General features: G+C 56.5%; 16 protein-coding genes and 1 pseudogene. 8 read left to right on the plus strand and 9 right to left on the minus strand.

Translation table 11 applies throughout. The features are described from left to right. Nucleotides 1–55 precede the first annotated feature (55 nt). Nucleotides 56–691, minus strand: coding sequence for a lytic polysaccharide monooxygenase auxiliary activity family 9 protein (locus ACZYSM_RS05515; protein WP_489069662.1), 636 nt, complete (start codon nucleotides 689–691; stop codon nucleotides 56–58). Nucleotides 692–1,058: 367 nt separating this feature from the next. Between ACZYSM_RS05515 and ACZYSM_RS05520 the strand changes: the two genes are divergently transcribed. Next, nucleotides 1,059–1,265, plus strand: coding sequence for a hypothetical protein (locus tag ACZYSM_RS05520; protein WP_489069664.1), 207 nt, complete (start codon nucleotides 1,059–1,061; stop codon nucleotides 1,263–1,265). A gap of 351 nt (nucleotides 1,266–1,616) precedes the next feature. Beyond that, complete coding sequence (locus tag ACZYSM_RS05525; protein WP_489069666.1) at nucleotides 1,617–1,823, plus strand: hypothetical protein; 207 nt, start codon at nucleotides 1,617–1,619, stop codon at nucleotides 1,821–1,823. A 61-nt stretch (nucleotides 1,824–1,884) separates the two neighbouring features. Here ACZYSM_RS05525 and ACZYSM_RS05530 read toward each other — a convergent pair whose 3' ends face one another. Next, the gene (locus tag ACZYSM_RS05530; protein WP_489069668.1) at nucleotides 1,885–2,067 is read right to left on the minus strand and encodes a hypothetical protein; all 183 of its coding nucleotides are present in this window, start codon (nucleotides 2,065–2,067) and stop codon (nucleotides 1,885–1,887) included. 569 nt (nucleotides 2,068–2,636) lie between these two features. On the opposite strand from ACZYSM_RS05530, the gene ACZYSM_RS05535 reads away from it, so the two are divergent. From ACZYSM_RS05535 to osmE, 4 genes and pseudogenes are all read left to right on the plus strand, one after another. Then, a complete protein-coding gene (locus ACZYSM_RS05535; protein ID WP_489069670.1) occupies nucleotides 2,637–3,482 on the plus strand; it encodes a serine aminopeptidase domain-containing protein in 846 nt (281 codons plus the stop codon). Between the two features lie 174 nt (nucleotides 3,483–3,656). Further along, nucleotides 3,657–3,968: pseudogene (locus tag ACZYSM_RS05540) on the plus strand (S24 family peptidase); the annotation flags it as partial. A gap of 75 nt (nucleotides 3,969–4,043) precedes the next feature. Further along, nucleotides 4,044–4,271 carry a hypothetical protein gene (locus ACZYSM_RS05545; RefSeq protein ID WP_489069672.1) on the plus strand — a complete coding sequence of 76 codons (228 nt, stop codon included), beginning with the start codon at nucleotides 4,044–4,046 and terminating at the stop codon, nucleotides 4,269–4,271. Nucleotides 4,272–5,288: 1,017 nt separating this feature from the next. Beyond that, nucleotides 5,289–5,651, plus strand: a complete 363-nt coding sequence (gene osmE / locus ACZYSM_RS05550) for an osmotically-inducible lipoprotein OsmE (RefSeq protein WP_489069674.1) — start codon at nucleotides 5,289–5,291, stop codon at nucleotides 5,649–5,651. 276 nt (nucleotides 5,652–5,927) lie between these two features. Here osmE and ACZYSM_RS05555 read toward each other — a convergent pair whose 3' ends face one another. Further along, nucleotides 5,928–6,281, minus strand: a complete 354-nt coding sequence (locus ACZYSM_RS05555; RefSeq protein WP_489069676.1) for a BON domain-containing protein — start codon at nucleotides 6,279–6,281, stop codon at nucleotides 5,928–5,930. A gap of 651 nt (nucleotides 6,282–6,932) precedes the next feature. On the opposite strand from ACZYSM_RS05555, the gene ACZYSM_RS05560 reads away from it, so the two are divergent. Continuing rightward, complete coding sequence (locus ACZYSM_RS05560) at nucleotides 6,933–7,505, plus strand: type 1 glutamine amidotransferase family protein (RefSeq protein WP_489069678.1); 573 nt, start codon at nucleotides 6,933–6,935, stop codon at nucleotides 7,503–7,505. 139 nt (nucleotides 7,506–7,644) lie between these two features. On the opposite strand, the gene ACZYSM_RS05565 is transcribed toward ACZYSM_RS05560, so the two are convergent. The 3 genes from ACZYSM_RS05565 to ACZYSM_RS05575 all read right to left on the minus strand — a co-directional run bounded on the left by ACZYSM_RS05565 (nucleotide 7,645) and on the right by ACZYSM_RS05575 (nucleotide 8,859). Further along, a complete protein-coding gene (locus ACZYSM_RS05565) occupies nucleotides 7,645–7,794 on the minus strand; it encodes a hypothetical protein (protein ID WP_489069680.1) in 150 nt (49 codons plus the stop codon). Between the two features lie 472 nt (nucleotides 7,795–8,266). After that, nucleotides 8,267–8,572 (minus strand): hypothetical protein, encoded by a 306-nt coding sequence (locus ACZYSM_RS05570; protein WP_489069682.1) that lies wholly within the window; start codon nucleotides 8,570–8,572, stop codon nucleotides 8,267–8,269. Between the two features lie 59 nt (nucleotides 8,573–8,631). Further along, nucleotides 8,632–8,859, minus strand: coding sequence for a hypothetical protein (locus ACZYSM_RS05575; RefSeq protein WP_489069684.1), 228 nt, complete (start codon nucleotides 8,857–8,859; stop codon nucleotides 8,632–8,634). A gap of 527 nt (nucleotides 8,860–9,386) precedes the next feature. On the opposite strand from ACZYSM_RS05575, the gene ACZYSM_RS05580 reads away from it, so the two are divergent. Then, entirely contained in the window at nucleotides 9,387–10,976 is a 1,590-nt protein-coding gene (locus ACZYSM_RS05580) for an ABC-F family ATPase (protein ID WP_489069686.1), read from the plus strand. A gap of 69 nt (nucleotides 10,977–11,045) precedes the next feature. Here ACZYSM_RS05580 and ACZYSM_RS05585 read toward each other — a convergent pair whose 3' ends face one another. From ACZYSM_RS05585 to cobN, 3 genes are all read right to left on the minus strand, one after another. Further along, on the minus strand, nucleotides 11,046–11,729 hold the full coding sequence (locus tag ACZYSM_RS05585; protein WP_489070046.1) for a vWA domain-containing protein: 684 nt from the start codon (nucleotides 11,727–11,729) through the stop codon (nucleotides 11,046–11,048). Further along, the gene (locus ACZYSM_RS05590) at nucleotides 11,711–12,718 is read right to left on the minus strand and encodes a magnesium chelatase ATPase subunit I (RefSeq protein ID WP_489069688.1); all 1,008 of its coding nucleotides are present in this window, start codon (nucleotides 12,716–12,718) and stop codon (nucleotides 11,711–11,713) included. The genes ACZYSM_RS05585 and ACZYSM_RS05590 overlap by 19 nt, the downstream gene beginning before the upstream one ends. 171 nt (nucleotides 12,719–12,889) lie before the next feature. Further along, nucleotides 12,890–16,663: a cobaltochelatase subunit CobN gene (cobN, locus tag ACZYSM_RS05595; RefSeq protein WP_489069690.1), complete on the minus strand. Its 3,774-nt coding sequence runs from the start codon at nucleotides 16,661–16,663 to the stop codon at nucleotides 12,890–12,892. Between the last annotated feature and the right edge of the window lies 1 nt (nucleotide 16,664).

Consider the following 16,664-nt stretch of genomic DNA (forward strand, 5'->3'; position numbering starts at 1 on the left):
GATAGCCATGCTCTAATCCCTCAGAACTTTTTAAACCGTTCGCACGCAAACGGTATTATTTAAAATCTACGTCAAATGCTTGATAGAAAGCATTGCCGGTATTGGCGACGATCCACAGCAAAACAATGACATGATGGCCTTTTTTACCCTTTGGCAGTTTCACGTCATGTTCAACTTTTGCCTTCATCTCATCGGCATATTGGTAGTAGGGAACGTGAGGATAAAAATCATCATAAAAGGACTTTGGTTCAAGTTGCGTGCGGCTGATGCGCTGTTTTGGATCCCAGCCATCCTTGGTAATAAACCAGCTATACCCTCGGGTAACGTGCGGCGCGGTGTACGCCCATTTCACATGAAACGTCTGTCCAGGGTCGACATTCAGCAGCGGCCAGGCAAAAGGGCGATTTAGCTTTCTGCTCATTTCCTCATTGGTAAAGTTAATACAATCGCGCTCATCAACTTTACCACCGCTTAGGATATGGCCATCGGCCGGTGGTACAACACTTTGATCATCAGTCTCATAGGGCTTGGGGAAAGGCCCATCAGTCAGCGACGGGAAATTTTTCCCACCTTCCATTTCATTAACCTGCCAGTTACCGAGCAGTCCGACTTCTACAGCAACAGCGCCACGACTAGAGGGAGAAACTACACGACCATGTTTAACGTCAGGCTGAAACTGAGGTTTGTTCATTATATTCACTCCATTGATTAAAAACGCTCCTCCTTGAGGAGAACTTTCAACCTAGCTCACATCCAGGCTTTGTCCACCACAACACAAACCGCTCACCACGAGTACATTTATCGTACTCCATTGAATTATCTTGGCTTTTGCTTCTCTTCAGCACCCAGCCCTACGCTTGAAGTAGCGATTAGATTACAAAAGAGATCCACAACATGGACCATTAAAAAATAAATACTTGTCGGCACCTTGAAGTTAACTCCCCACGTTTTATCCAAGGGCAGTTAATGCATTTTTGGGGTGTCTTATCTGGATCTACGATGTAGGATTCATTGGTGGCACCTGCTGCTGCATTCATCTAATCGAATGGAATCGAATCATGCCTGACAACTACCCTCTCCCAGACATCCTTGAAAAAATGTACGAAAACCAACTCGCACTCGAGGCGGCGCTCATGGAGCTCGTCCTATGGGTAGAGCAGCGAGGCTCGACAGTGGTAGGCGAAAACATTCGAGGTTCACTCGAAACCATTGGTGAGAATGTGGACTACATCAGACAAGGAGTGGCGAGGCTGAGCGCAAAATAAGCGCTAACAAGTCCGACTCGCGCTGATGGGGTTTGCGCTCTGCATCTTGGCTCTCCGGAACTTATCCTTCATACGACTTTGCACGCCCTACAGGACTTTCGCGGCTACATCATGGGTCGAGAAGGTGACCAAGAACCGCAGGGACACGATGGTCTCGTTCAGCGCGATACCTCCCTGACGTATGCCAGGCAATCACCCCTTGGTCGCCTGATTTATTGAGCATGCGCCGGGCAAGGTCGCAGAGCACCAAAGCAGTGCGAGTGGCTGGCGACAATCAGGTTTCTCTACTAGGATTTCCGCCACACAGAACCGCGCCGGTTCATTAGCTTGCATCTAATCAGGGAGAGGTAAATGACCACAATTCGTCTTGCCGAACAGACCTATCGCGCTTGGTCTAGCCCAATCTTGCTTGAGCTCAAGGAGAGAGAAGATCAGCTAAATCCTTCATCCCGCCAAGCACTTCAAAATGTGCTGGCAGAGAGAAGGCTCCTAAACACCGGCAACCCCTCTGGCAGTAATCGGCGTAACGCTGGATCGGTTAATGACGACAGGCCTTGATAGCTTCCAACCGCACCCGCGCCTACACGATCCGCTGTCGGCGCTGGGCAGCAGAACGGGATTACCCGCTCTGCTGGAGTAGTTTGCAAGCGTTAGTCCTGGTTTTCGCCATCATGGTCACGACCCCGGTCATGACCATACTTCTGATCATTGCCGCGACGATCATATCCTCGGTCCTCCCCTTGATCATTGCCGCGACCACGGTCATATTCACGACGATGATCACGATCACGACCTCGGTCATGATCTCGACCGTACCCTCCTCCATCCTCCCAGTACGGCTAGCATCCTCCCAATAGGAGGGCACCTGAAATGGCCAAGATCATTATCGCTGTTCGTTTCATTTGAACGTCCTAAAAAGCAAGAGTCGGAGCTACGGAGAAGGGTTGTCGCTGCCGATGAGTTTTAATCAAACGAGCGATCAACATGAAATACGACCATGAAGTAGGTTAATGATTCACCCGCGCGGCGTAGTAAGTCTGAGCATTGCCGCGGTATAGCAGGCGCGCGGCAGACCGAAGGCATGTGGCCGTCAATTCCGGTTCGTATCCATCCGAGGTGATCAAGTCCGCCCCACACAAGCGGCTAAACGGTGCTAGCGTCTTTATGAGCAAGGCGTGATCTTCTTCTGTGTAGCCCTCGGGATCATCAGCCATGTATCGCTGATGAAAGGATCGCGCCTCTAACGCATCAGTTAGTGGGTCGGCCTGCTATACCTGCTGTCAGTTCAAATCGCTGTACCCACAGGCACGCAGTCAAAAAAACTACATAAGGAGGGCGTCACACCTTCCTTGATCGACACCGGAGCTCATCATGCGCTGCCGCTACGCTCTATTGTTCAGCTGCCTACTGATGTTTTTAAGCCCAACTACCTGGGCAGATGACGCCAAAGCCACTGAGGGCCTGATTGAGACGTTCCATACGGTAACCCTCAAGCGCGGCGGCGCGCTGAATATTCTGGTGGATAAACGAAAGGGCGAGATGCCCACGACGGCTATCTTGTTGTTTCCTGGTTATCCCGGTGTGCTCAAGTTGAAGAACGAGGGCGGTAATATCACGTATGACCTGGGCGGAAATTTTGTGATTCGGGCGCGGCGCTTTTTGAATAACAACAGTAATTTCACGGTGATGGTCGATTGCCCCATGGATAAGTGGTCTTCTTGCGATGACCGTTATCGCTCTTCCGACGAACATGCGGCGGATGTCAGTAATGTCATCGCTGCGGTGCGAAAAGAGTTTGGTGCACAGAAGGTTTATATCCTGGGAACCAGTTACGGCACGGTGTCGAGTTCGTTCCTGGCGCGTAATCTCGGCAGCCAGATCGATGGTGCAATTCACACCTCAACCTTCACCGATCCAACCGGGGAGAAATCCCACGGCGCGGTTATGGCATCGTTCGATTGGTCGCAAGCGAAAGTGCCGCAGCTGTTCGTGCATAACAAAGACGATCCGTGCCATGTCACTCGCTATTCCAGCATTGTTGAACGCAAGAAAAACATTCCGCTGATCACAGTCGAGGGCAGCAAAAATCCGCGAGGTGATGCGTGCGAAGCCTTTAGCCGCCATGGTTTTGTCGGGAGGGAGAAGGCGGTGATGTTTGCCATTGGCGACTGGATTACCAATCGTAAGGTGTCGACGGTGATCAGCGGAGAAAACTGATTAGCCCCTTATTTGTAATCACATTCCAGCCCGGCCCTGCGCCGGGCTTTTTCGTTTTGACGTTGGATTTTTGATATTTTTCAGCTTGTTCCCGATTAAGGCACTTCGGATCTGAGCGTCATCTCAAGTCACGGCCGGAGGTGGGATCCGCTTTGTCGGGGGGTACCCGAAGAGGTGCAGACACAGGGCCTCTCCTACTCGATACTGGAAAACCTCGCGATCATTGATGGCGACGGGATAGCATGGAGGGGACGTTCCGAAACGGTGACTCGTTGCTGGTGGATCGCGGAAATACGCACCGACGCAATCTATGTGTTCACGCTGGATAGCGATCTTTTTATTAGGCGTCTTCAGCGCATGACCGGCGGCTCACTTCGGATGATTTCGGACAATCCGATGCATATGGCAATCGTGATCGAAGGCGCGATGCTGGATAAGGATCACACTCAGGCACGCGTGCGCCTGGTGTGGAATGCTCGGAAGCTCGAGTCATCCGGCGCGGCGCGGAATTGTAGCGAACCACCGGCCTGTAGTGCGTGCACGTTTTGAGGGAGTCAATTCATGAGCCTTACCAAACCGAACCAAAAACTGCGCCGCGACTTGAGAGCCGCTGCGCTCGCCCTGGAAGAAGCAGCCCTGGAAATGTTCAGGTTGGCAAAACAGCGCGGGGATACAGAGCTTCTGATGGCGATGGAGACGATCGAAAAGCTGCATGAACTGTCTGATCGGCTCAAGGCGCATGCGGATGACGTGAAGGCTGGGCGGATTGTCAGGGCCAAGCCGGAATAGATGGTGCGACGGGGGACTTTAAGAAATTGAAACGTATATCAGGTTTTGCGATCACAGGTTTGCTGGTCCTGGGTGGGATTGCGACGTTGTTCTTTGCTAAATATTGCATTGAATATTTTGAAGGCCCTATAGCCGAGACATGGGTCGATCTCGCACTCGTTCTTGCAGGTTATCTATTTTTCTTTTTAGTTAAGCCACTTGAGAGATGGATAAAAAGAAGGCTGCGTAGTTCGAGCCGGGATAGATAGCACAGCAGGAATGTGTAGGTGACGATCGTGGGAAGCGACGAACCCGAAATCGTATTTTCAACGCTTAGGGTTGCCATCCGGTTGACGGAGTGTGTACCCATCGGGAAGACCGAGACTAATGTTCATCTGCGCAGTCAGTCCCCCCGCACGAATGGACAAGCAGCTTCATCTCTCTATCTGACCAGGCTCGGCCCAGCGCCGGTTTTTTTGTACCTGTCTTGTCATACCTTCGTCACACTTGCCAGGCACAATGCGGTCAGCCAAAAGGATTTGGCCCCATCTATAGAGAGCCCGGCCTGATGCCGGGCTTTTTTGTTATTCGGGCGCAGAAAAACCCACGAATAAATTTACAAAATCCAAACAGACAAACTTGTTGGGCTCGACCTAAATTGCCTGCACTCGCTTATATGGAATATGCCTGCATGAACAGTTTTCTTGAGGTCCTGCCCATGCTGATCTGCGCAACGGTCTTAGCTTGGTTCTGCTGGGGCTAGCGAAAAGAGAATCTGGAGACCGCACCAACTCGGCAGAATATCGACCCGGCGCATCGCGGTAGAGACCCTCCCAACGATCAGACAGAAAAGTCCGCCGCACCTGAAATGAAGGAAGCCCGCCGCGTGCGGGCTTTTTGTTACCTGCCATTCCTAAAGCGCGCTATCGCCTCCGACCTCGGCCCTGAGGATAGTGAGCGCGCCCTGCAGAACTCGACTTTAATTTAACTGATGCACCCAGGAGTCTCTTCACGACACTCACTACCGGGAGCCCTGCCATGAACAAACCTCTATTCGCGCTGGTCGCCGTGCTATCAGCGGTAGGTGGTTGCGCTACCAATTCACACGTCTATCGCGACCAGCCGCTGGTCGCCAAGGTCGAGATGGGCATGAACAAGGATCAAGTCCAGAGTATCGGCGGGAAGCCTTTATCAGTAACTGACCGCACAGTGGAGCCCGGCACCTGCTTTGACTATATGCTCACTCAAGCTGGCCAAAAGCAGTCCTTCAATGTCAGCTTCGATAGATCTGGCAAAGTGGACCATAAGAGCTTTATGACCTGTGCGGAATGGAGTCGCGCACAGCAAAAATCCAGAGAACCGTCCACCAATATGGGCGGCATGGGCGGCGGAGGCTATTAGCGTATGGCGCGCCCTCGCCTTCCCCGTTTTCCGTTCTACACTGACCTCCGCTGAAGGATCAGCAAATGGTCTGCCCGCCGATGCGGGCTTTTTTCTATCTGCGACTCAGCGCCCCTGCGCCCGGCAGATCAAAGGACTACACCTCGTAGCAGATCCCGTGCTCGCGCTACTTGCGGATGATAGCGTCATGATCTGTTAGTCCATGGAAGTCCTCGATCTGCTCGGCGAGCCGCCTCGGTTCCCAACCAGGAGCGCAGCTCTCACAAATCGCCATTGTCATTTGTCGTCCATCTTTTTTGCCGACGATTGCGGCCGATACTCGGTGGTCTCTTCAGCGTTGGGCGCTTCGGGGAGATGCCCTGGAGTGAACACATGGGTCAGCAAATCCTTGGCATCGATTTCGTTGACACCATTCACCGCACGGGAGAGCTCTATCACCCGCTCGCAGTCTTTATGGGTGTTAACGCGGCCGCTCAGCGACACCGTACCCGCATGGGTTTTGACATTGACATGCAGGCCGAGAGTCGGCTCTGCAAATGCCAGGGTCGACTTCACCCGGGTAGTAATCCACGCGTCGTGAACGGCCATTCCCAGATTATGAGAGTAATGCTGGAAGGAGTGAGTTTTCATGGCAGGACCCTCTTTCATGTCATCAGACGTACTTCTCGTCCCATTTGCTGTGCTGCCCTCTGCCTGCCAGGCGAGCATTATGGATACCTGATTCGTTTTGGAGTGCTCGCCACGCAAACATAGACACACATTAATTATAGTGCGGCCGTTGCCTGCGGTTGGAGCGTTGTCTCCGTGAGCGTCCGCTTTGGTCGCTCTGAGCCAGGAGCAACACCTACGCAGCCATGGTTTCGCTGGCTTGCACGCTGCGCTGCCTACGACAGTACTTTTCGCACAAAGCCCAGGGAGTGGGGTCATGTGCGAAATATGGGCCGGGAACTGATCAAGCCGATTTGACTGATCACTGGCAGGCCGAAATAGCTGCAAGTGATTGCCATTCATACCCGATTCGCTGCAGACACTAAGCCAGCATTGCGCACTTAAAAGAAACGAGTTAACGCGAACTATTTTGCCGTTGTTGCGCCCCGGCACTATCCAGGTCGCCGGCAGGTTCTTCTCAAAGCGCGGCGTTGCGTGAAGTTGACAGCATCCCTGTGCACTACCCAAATGCTACTGACAGAAATTGACGGACGTGTTTGTTACGCTTTGGGCTCATGTGGGAAAGGCGATTCCTCAGACATATATCAACGCCATAAGAAAAAGGACACTCTAATGACACGTGCCATTACTATTATCACCGAGAACTTTTCAGATTGGGAAACCGCCCTGATCAACTCTGCTGGTCGTGCCTATTACGGCTTCGATACACGCTTCGCCACCCCCAAAGGTGCCCCCGTCACTTCCTCCGGAGGCATGATCGTCACCCCGCACTTGGCGCTCGAAGCCATCCAGCTCGATGAACTCGACCTGCTAATCATATGTGGAGGCACCCTTTGGCAGACCGATCAGGCCCCTGATATCGCTGACCTGGTGACCACTGCCCATGAAAGAAACATCATCGTCGCTGGCATTTGCGATGGTACCCGTGTGTTAGCGCAATCGGGCGTGCTCGATACCCTCCGTCACACTTCCAATTCGGCTGAGAACCTGTCGGAACTGAATTATGGTGGAGCGGCTCACTATCAGGATGTCCCCTATGCAGTAGCTGATAAGCGCGTCGTTACAGCTCCAGGTACCGCTCCCGTTAGCTTCATGGCCGAAATCTTGCGCACCTTGGGTATAGGCGACGAAAACCTCAAAGCCTACCTGGCAATGCACGCGGCAGAGCACCGCAAGTCCGCCTAGAAAGCCGAGGCCGCGTAACGGTCGATTTCACTGCTGCCACCGGGGAAACAGTGGCAGCACTATCGGCGGTCAATTGAACTGCCGGGATTTGAGCCTGACGACTGAGAACTGGATCTATCCCGGCTCTGCTACAGCGATGTTACTGGCGATACTCTTGCCCCCTATGCTCGCCACCGTAGTAACGCCCGTGATCACGTCCGTGCCCCTCATGGTCATGCCAATACGGCCAGCACCCACCGAGCAACAGCGCTGCTGACATCACCAAAATCAAAGTCGTTGTGCGTTTCATTTGATCACCTCCGGGCAGGCGAAGCCTGACACTGTGTTCGTTTGATCACCTAAAATTGAGGTCGTTCAAAACACCTGATCACCCGGCTCCGCAAAGCGGCATCAACCTCAGACGTTTCCGAGGAACGCCCGGCGCCTGAATCAAATTGCCAGCACCCGCCACCTAAGCCAGTCACGGAGGGCGGCGTCTGAACGGAGATTAACCATGAAAAAGATCGTTGAGATCAAAGACGGACTTGCGATGGCGCTGGCCGACGCTCACCTGCAAATGGTTGAGCTGGATTGCCAGGGCTTCGACTACAAAATTGGCGAGAATCGCGGGTGAAGGTTCGCATCGTGGCGGAGCAGTAAGGGCTGGGCATCATGGACACGCTGGAAATCGACGGCGAACTGCGTTTCACAGCGTTCTGCGAAGCCGAACCCACCCTCACCTATTGCGCTGGACGCATTGGCAGGCGGGAAGTTGTCACCCTTTAAAATCTTGGTAAGTCGAGGATCATTCTGCCTGGAATGGCACGCTCCTCGGTAACGGTTACTTCTCCACTCGGCAAGTGACCCTCCAGGAACTTTCCACCTGACACCGTTCCCAGGCCCGCTTCGAACGTCATCTCAACAACGTCGCCATTACGAATAGCCGCAATGATGTCTTCCATCGAAGCGATGTGTGACTTTTCAAGAAATACTCCCCTGCTGACACCGGGATCAATCTTTGCCCACATGAAAAGTTCTATTTCGTCATCATCGTTGATTCGAACGGCTGTAACCATGTAGTGCGCCATTGACCCACCTTGAAGGATTGACCTCCTCGATTTGACCAACCCTCAGCATAGCCCCTCACCTATTGCGCCGAAGGCAGAGGCAGGCGCGCAATGTCAGCCTGGGCCATTTCAATCTCGGCAATGGCATTCTGAACATGGTCCTCCTTCACCCACTTCATGTCTGGGTCACCGATGATCGCGCCAATGGTTTGCCTGCACAGTTGATCAATATCAAACCCCTGATTTCTGGCGATCGCCATCACTGTTTTCAGCGCTATCTCAAGCGCAACAACTCGATCTTCGCTCATTACGCATGCCTCCCTGTGGTGCGTTAAGCGTAGCTCAACCATCCACTTCAACAAATCACGCCAGCCGGCGAGGCCCCTTCATACCCATCACTTAAGGAAGCATTTGCAGTGGAGTCGAAGCTCAGTGCTATTTCTTATGTGCTCTTCTGATCTCCTCAACACCGCGGATGTCTGCTTTGTAATGATCAAAGAATTTCCTTGCGTGTTCCCTCCATCCAGGAACAGTGAGTATGTAAAACAGACCTCAGACAGGCACAAACAATGGGGCCGGCGATGGAGGGGCTGAAATCCGTTGTCGGCAGCCGTACAACTGCCCTCACACATATGCGACAATGCGCCCCAAATTCCAACATGAACCCCGCATTTATTGCTCAGCAACCTGGCCACAGTGTCCAAATGTTGCTGTCGACGTATGCCCGCTGGCTCAGCTCAAGCTCAGACTGGACCGAACTGGAAAAGCTCCAGATTGGTATCAAATCGGTATCAGCAGAAAACGGCCAGCTCTAAATCATTGATAGGTAAGGTAATTGATCTCCACAGCTAACATCACGATGCAGTTCGGCGCCAAGCCGTTATTCGAGAACGTTTCGGTCAAGTTTGCTGCCGGCAACCGTTATGGCCTGATCGGCGCCAACGGTTGCGGCAAATCGACATTCATGAAAATCCTCGGCGGCGACCTGGAGTCTTCCGGCGGCCAGGTGATGCTGGAGCCGAACGTACGTCTGGGTAAGCTGCGCCAGGACCAGTTCGCCTATGAAGAATTCACCGTGCTCGACACCGTGATCATGGGCCACGAAGAGCTGTGGAAGGTCAAGGCCGAGCGCGATCGCATCTACTCGCTGCCGGAAATGACCGAAGAAGACGGCATGGCCGTGGCCGAGCTGGAAACCGAGTTCGCCGAAATGGACGGCTACACCGCCGAATCCCGTGCCGGTGAGCTGCTGTTGGGCTTGGGCATCGGTATTGAGCAGCACAACGGCCCGATGAGCGAAGTATCGCCGGGCTGGAAACTGCGGGTGTTGCTGGCTCAGGCGTTGTTTTCCGATCCTGAAGTGCTGTTGCTCGACGAACCAACCAACCACCTGGACATCAACACCATCCGCTGGCTGGAAAACATTCTGACCCAGCGCAACAGCCTGATGATCATCATCTCCCACGATAGACACTTCCTGAACAGTGTCTGCACCCACATGGCTGACCTGGACTACGGCGAGCTGCGTCTGTTCCCGGGCAACTATGACGAGTACATGACCGTCGCGACCCAATCGCGCGAGCAACTGCTGTCGGACAACGCCAAGAAGAAAGCTCAGATCAACGAGCTGCAATCATTCGTTAGCCGCTTCTCGGCCAACGCCTCGAAATCCAAGCAAGCCAGTTCCCGTGCCAAGCAGATCGACAAGATCCACCTGGCCGAAGTCAAGCCGTCGAGCCGGGTCAGCCCGTTCATCCGCTTCGAGCAGACCAAGAAGCTCCATCGCCAGGCGGTCATCGTCGAGCGTATGGCCAAAGGCTTCGATGGCAAGGCGCTGTTCAAGGACTTCAGCTTCACCGTCGAAGCCGGCGAACGCGTGGCGATCATCGGCCCGAACGGTATCGGCAAGACCACCCTGCTGCGCACTCTGGTCAACGAACTGAGCCCGGATGCCGGCACAGTGAAATGGACCGAAGCCGCGGAGCTGGGCTATTACGCGCAGGATCACGCGTATGACTTCGAAGACGAGTCCAACCTGTTCGACTGGATGGGTCGCTGGACCAAAGAAGGTGAGCAAGTGGTTCGCGGTACCCTGGGCCGGATGCTGTTTTCCAACGACGATATCCTCAAGTCGGTCAAGGTCATCTCCGGTGGTGAGCAAGGTCGCATGCTGTTCGGCAAGCTGATCCTGCAAAAGCCGAACGTGCTGATCATGGACGAACCGACCAACCACTTGGACATGGAATCCATCGAGTCGCTGAACCTGGCGCTGGAAAACTACCCAGGCACGCTGATCTTCGTCAGCCACGACCGGGAGTTCGTATCGTCCCTGGCGACTCGCATCATCGAGCTGAGCCCGAGCGGTGTGATCGACTTTAGCGGCACCTACGACGACTACCTGCGTAGCCAGGGCGTGGTGTTCTGATTTAGTTCACGCTGCAATCAAAAGCCCCGTCATTGTGATGGGGCTTTTGTGTTTCTGGGCATGGAGATTTCAACCCAGCAGCAAATCATCAATATGTCGATAATCGGCCTGCAACTCCGTCGCCAACTCCCTGGCCCTTCCAAGCCGAATCGGACCTCTCTCGATGTCCACCAACAATCCCGAACAATTGAGCGTCGGCAGCGCCGGCCAGTTTTTCAAGCGGCCATCAGTCAACAACAACACTCGCTGCAGCTCCGCCGGAAACCGCTTTTGCCTGAATGCCAGCCACTCGCTCGCTTGCTCCAGTGCTGCCAGCAACGGCGTGCCGCCGCCCGCGCCCAGCGCATCAAGCCAGCTTCGCAGACCGTTCGAGGCTTTCAGGCCTTGCACCTGCCATTTCGGCGAGTGGCCACTGGCGGTCAGCAACGCCAGCCGCGTCCGTTGCCGGTAAGCGTCATCGAACAAATGCGCCAACAGCCCTTTGGCGTCGCTCAGAGCCTGATGACGGCGAGTCGAGGCCGAGGCGTCGACGATCACCAGCCACAGCTCATGGGACGAACGGCTGCGCAGCCAGTAACGCAAATCCTCACGCTGACTCGGCCGCCCGTTGAGCAAGGTGCCAGGCCAGTTGATTGAACCGCTGCGCGCCGCGCGACTCTTGCCTTGCCTGCCGTTGTCCAGCCTTCCTGCTCGGGGCTTGGCATCCGCCCCCGCGTCAGATCGAGGGCGAATGCCTAGGGCTTTTTTGGCCAGCTCGGGACTTCACGTCGAGCGCCGACCGGCAACGCGTGTGCGGGCATTTCGCCCCATTGGCCCTGGCCTTCGGTCGGGCTGGGATTGTGTGCAGATTGAGCCTGTGGCGCGTTGGTGTGATTTGGCGCGGGTGGCGACTGCTCGCGGCGACGATGGCGCAAGGCAAACTCAGCCACCGCGTCGATGTCTTCTTCGCCAATCGCGTGCGCGCCTCGCCACGCGGCATGGGCTCGAGCCGCCCGCAGCCAGACCAGATCGGCACGCAGCCCGTCGACGCCCGCAGCAAAACAGCGCTCGGTGATGTGCGCCAGGGCCTGATCGTCGAGGGGGATGTTCGCCAAGGCCGAGCGTGCCTGCTGGCAACGTTCGCGCAGGGCGTGCTGCTGACCTTCCCACTCGGCGCAAAATGCCTGCGGATCACTGTCGAAGTCCAGCCGACGACGGATGATCTGGCCACGTTCGATCGGTAGCGTCTGCCCGCTCAAGGCGACGTTCAGCCCAAAACGGTCGAGCAACTGCGGGCGTAACTCGCCCTCTTCCGGGTTCATCGTGCCGATCAGCACGAACCGCGCCGAATGCCGATGGGAAATCCCATCACGCTCGATCAGGTTGGTGCCGCTGGCGGCCACGTCGAGCAGCAGGTCAACCAAATGGTCGGGCAGCAGATTCACTTCATCGACATAGAGCACACCGCCGTCGGCCTTGGCCAGCACGCCGGGAGAAAACTGCGCCCGACCTTCGCCCAAGGCTGCGTCCAGATCCAACGTGCCCACCAGGCGCTCTTCAGTGGCGCCCAACGGCAAGGTAACAAACTGCCCGCTGGCCAGCAGATCCGCAAGACCACGGGCCAGGGTCGACTTGGCCATGCCCCGCGGACCTTCGATCAGCACGCCGCCAATCTTCGGATCGATAGCGGTCAGGCACAGCGCCAGCTTCAAGGCATCGGCGCCGACCACGGCGGAGAGTGGGAAATGTGGGGTGTCGCTCATGTTCGGTTCTCGGTTGGGTCGAGTCATGTGTCGTCTGTCAGGCCGCTATCGCTGTAGGAGCTTGCTCGCGATGGACGTTAACGATAACGCGTGTTTTCTGAATAAACGCGCCGCCCTTGAGTCCATCGCGAGCAAGCTCGCTCCTACAGTGGCAAGCCCGCGCCCACAAGGTCAGGTGTCTTCTTCTATATCCAGCAGCAAGTTCTCCAGCGCCTCGCGATACTCACCCGGCTCGCTCCACATCCCGCGCTGCTGGGCTTCGAGCATGCGTTCGGTCATGTCGCGCAAGGCATGCGGATTGTGCTGCTGGACGAAATCACGGGTCGATGGATCGAGCAAATAGGCATCGGCCAGCAAAGCGTACTGATGATCGTCGATCAACTGTGTAGTGGCGTCGAACGCGAACAGATTATCCACGGTCGCCGCCAGTTCGAAAGCACCTTTATAGCCGTGGCGTTTGACCCCTTCGATCCACTTGGGATTGGCCGCCCGGGAACGGATCACCCGGTTCAGCTCTTCCTTCAGGGTACGGATCTTCGGCAGGTCAGGCTGGCTGTGGTCACCATGGTAGCTGGCGATCTGGTCGCCGCTTAGGCTTTCCACGGCAGCGAGCATGCCACCCTGAAATTGGTAATAATCATTGGAATCAAGCAAGTCGTGCTCGCGGTTATCCTGGTTTTGCAGGACCGCCTGGACCTGGCTCAAACGCTGAGCGAATTGCTCGCGAGCCGCCGTGCCTTCATCGGAACCGCCATAGGCGTAGCCACCCCAGCTCAGGTAAACCTCGGCCAGGTCCTCTCGGCTTTGCCACAAACGACCGTCGATTGCGCCCTGCACCCCTGCGCCATAGGCGCCGGGTTTGGCGCCGAATATCCGCCAGCCGGCCTGACGTGCTGCAGCGTCCTCGTCCAGCCCAGACTGCAACAGCGTCTCACGCTCACTGCGGACCTTGGCTGCCAGCAGATTCAGGTCATCCGGCTCGTCCAACGCGGCAACGGCCTGCACCGCCGCATCGAACAAGCGGATCAGGTTGGCGAAGGCATCGCGGAAGAACCCGGAAACCCGCAAGGTGACGTCCACCCGTGGCCGGTCCAGCAGACTCAGGGGCAGGATTTCAAAATCGTCGACCCGCTGACTGCCGGTCGCCCACACCGGGCGCACGCCCATCAGCGCCATCGCCTGGGCGATATCGTCGCCGCCGGTGCGCATGGTCGCCGTGCCCCAGACCGAAAGACCAAGCTGACGCAAGTGGTCGCCGTGATCCTGCAGGTGCCGCTCAAGAATCAGGTTCGCCGACTGAAAACCGATACGCCAGGCCGTGGTGGTTGGCAGGTTGCGCACGTCCACCGAGAAAAAGTTGCGTCCAGTAGGCAACACGTCCAGCCGCCCACGGCTCGGCGCTCCGCTGGGGCCGGCCGGGACGAAACGCCCGCTCAGGGCATCCAGCAGACCGCGCATTTCTGCCGGACCGCAGGCGTCAAGACGCGGCGCGACGATTTCGCGCAGGCTTTCGATGATCGCCTTCACGTCAGTCCAGCCCGGTTCGTTCAATCTGTCGACATCAGCGCTTAATGCCTGCTCGATCAACTGCGCAGCAAACAGCTCAAGACGTTCACGGCTATCGCCAGCGGTGCGCCAAAGTTCATCACTCAGTGATTGCAGTTCAACCGGGCGCGGGCCGGTCCAAGGCTCGGCCAACACACAGTCCAGCGGATCAAAACCCAGTTCAAAGGCTTTGGCCAAAGCACGTAGCACACTCGACTGCGCACCGCGTCCATCACCACGGGGAATGCGCAGCAATGCCAGCAGGGTATCGATGCGCAAGCGACCGGTTGGCGACTCGCCGAACACATGCAAGCCATCGCGGATCTGCGACTCTTTCAAGTCGCACAAATAGGTGTCGAGGCGCGGTAGCCAGATCGCCGCGTCGGCGTCGCTGTTGAGATTTTCGTCCAGTTGCAGTTCGCGGTCGATGTGCGTATCGCGCACCAGCTTCAGAATATCGCGCTGCAACTCACGGGCCCGGCGTGGATCAAGCAACTGCGCTTCGTAATACTCGTCGGCCAGCAGCTCAAGATTGCGCAGCGGGCCGTAGGTCTCGGCACGGGTCAACGGCGGCATCAGGTGATCGATGATCACTGCCTGAGTGCGACGTTTGGCTTGGGCGCCCTCACCCGGGTCGTTGACGATAAACGGATAGATGTTCGGCAACGGACCCAGCAGTGCATCCGGCCAGCAGTTTTCCGAAAGGCCGACACCCTTGCCCGGCAACCATTCGAGGTTGCCGTGCTTGCCGACGTGGATCACCCCGTGGGCGCCATAGGTTTTTCGCAACCAGAAATAGAACGCCAGATAGCCATGAGGCGGCACCAGATCCGGGTCGTGATAGACCGCGCTCGGGTCGACCTGATAACCCCGTGCCGGCTGAATACCGACAAAGGTCAGACCGAAGCGCAGACCGGCGATCATCATTCGCCCACTGCGGAACATCGGGTCATTTTCAGGTGTGCCCCAGCGCTCCAGCACCGCATTACGATTGGTTTCGGGCAATGCATTGAACATCAAGAAATAGTCGTCCAGCGCCAGGCTTTGCTGACACGGCCGCTGGTCGAGGGTCTCCAGATCGTTGCTGACTCCACCGAGCAATTGCTGAATCAGCGCCGTGCCACTTTCAGGCAAATCAGCCGGCAGCGGATAGCCCTCAGCGTGCAGCGCCCGCAGAATATTCAGCGCTGCTGCCGGAGTGTCGAGACCGACACCATTACCGATCCGACCATCGCGAGTCGGGTAGTTGGCAAGAATCAACGCGATACGCTTTTCGCCGTTCGGCACCCGCGCCATATCAATCCAGCGCCGCGCCAGTTCAGCGACGAAGTCCATACGCTCCGGTTGCGGTCGGTAGCAGACCACATCCGACTGGCTGCGCTCGCTACGCCAGGCCAGGTCCTTGAAGCTGATGGGCCGACTGATGATGCGCCCATCCAGTTCCGGCAAGGCGATATGCATGGCCAGGTCCCGGGGCCCAAGGCCCTGCTCGCTGGCGCGCCAACCGGGCTCGTTGTCCTGAGCGCAAATCGCCTGGATCACCGGAATATTGCGCCGGAACGGCCGCAGGTGCGGTGCCTCAGGGCTGGACTGAGCAAAACCGGTGGTGTTCAAAATCACCCCAGCCTCGACCTCGTCCAGCAAGTCCTCGACCACCGTCAGGCAGCCGGGCTCTTTTAAACTGGCCAGCGCAATCGGCAACGGGTTAAGCCCCGCCGCCTGCAAGCGCTGGCAGAAAACATCGATGAAGCCAGTATTCGCCGCCTGCAAGTGCGAGCGGTAGAACAACACCGCCGCCACAGGCTGATCGGCGTGCCAGTCGGCCTGCCAATCGCTGAGTGCAGCGTTGCTTTTGTGGGGATGGTAAATCGCCGTGCGCGGCAAAATGTGTGGTTCGGCCCAAGGATAATCGCGGCCCAGCCAGCGATTGGCGAGGCAACGATACAGATCCAGCGCATTAGCCAAACCGCCCTGACGCAAGAAGTGCCAAAGCCGATCACGGTCTTCGGCGACTACCGTGCTCAGGTCGCTCAGTTCAGGGTCGGGACAGTCATCGCCCGGCACCAGAATCAGCTGCACGCCCTGCTCGGCCAGCTGCACCAGACGCTCGATGCCGTAACGCCAATAGCCAATCCCACCGTGCAATGAAATCAGGATGACTTTGGCGTGACGCAAGACCTCATCGACATACAGGTCGACCGAAGCATGATTCTGCACCTGCATCGGGTTGGCCAGACGCAGACTCGGGTAGTCGTCCGGCAACTGCTGCGCGGCTTCGGCGAGCAGCGCCAGGCTGGAATCGCCGCTGCACAGGATCACCAGCTCGGCGGGGGTTTGTCCAAGGTCGGCAATGTTGTCATCCGACACGAAACCGCCGGGCTGGGTCCTGAGCAGGTGCATG

This window comes from Pseudomonas sp. F220 (genome assembly GCF_057813935.1).

Bases quoted from the DNA above. Each gene is read 5' to 3' on its own strand.
- ACZYSM_RS05570 (WP_489069682.1), bottom strand. From the start codon at position 8,572: ATGGCGCACTACATGGTTACAGCCGTTCGAATCAACGATGATGACGAA.
- ACZYSM_RS05560 (WP_489069678.1), top strand. From the start codon at position 6,933: ATGACACGTGCCATTACTATTATCACCGAGAACTTTTCAGATTGGGAA.
- osmE (WP_489069674.1), top strand. From the start codon at position 5,289: ATGAACAAACCTCTATTCGCGCTGGTCGCCGTGCTATCAGCGGTAGGT.
- cobN (WP_489069690.1), bottom strand. From the start codon at position 16,663: ATGCACCTGCTCAGGACCCAGCCCGGCGGTTTCGTGTCGGATGACAAC.
- ACZYSM_RS05530 (WP_489069668.1), bottom strand. From the start codon at position 2,067: ATGACCGAGGTCGTGATCGTGATCATCGTCGTGAATATGACCGTGGTC.
- ACZYSM_RS05590 (WP_489069688.1), bottom strand. From the start codon at position 12,718: ATGAGCGACACCCCACATTTCCCACTCTCCGCCGTGGTCGGCGCCGAT.
- ACZYSM_RS05565 (WP_489069680.1), bottom strand. From the start codon at position 7,794: ATGAAACGCACAACGACTTTGATTTTGGTGATGTCAGCAGCGCTGTTG.
- ACZYSM_RS05555 (WP_489069676.1), bottom strand. From the start codon at position 6,281: ATGAAAACTCACTCCTTCCAGCATTACTCTCATAATCTGGGAATGGCC.
- ACZYSM_RS05535 (WP_489069670.1), top strand. From the start codon at position 2,637: ATGCGCTGCCGCTACGCTCTATTGTTCAGCTGCCTACTGATGTTTTTA.
- ACZYSM_RS05520 (WP_489069664.1), top strand. From the start codon at position 1,059: ATGCCTGACAACTACCCTCTCCCAGACATCCTTGAAAAAATGTACGAA.
- ACZYSM_RS05515 (WP_489069662.1), bottom strand. From the start codon at position 691: ATGAACAAACCTCAGTTTCAGCCTGACGTTAAACATGGTCGTGTAGTT.
- ACZYSM_RS05545 (WP_489069672.1), top strand. From the start codon at position 4,044: ATGAGCCTTACCAAACCGAACCAAAAACTGCGCCGCGACTTGAGAGCC.
- ACZYSM_RS05575 (WP_489069684.1), bottom strand. From the start codon at position 8,859: ATGAGCGAAGATCGAGTTGTTGCGCTTGAGATAGCGCTGAAAACAGTG.
- ACZYSM_RS05525 (WP_489069666.1), top strand. From the start codon at position 1,617: ATGACCACAATTCGTCTTGCCGAACAGACCTATCGCGCTTGGTCTAGC.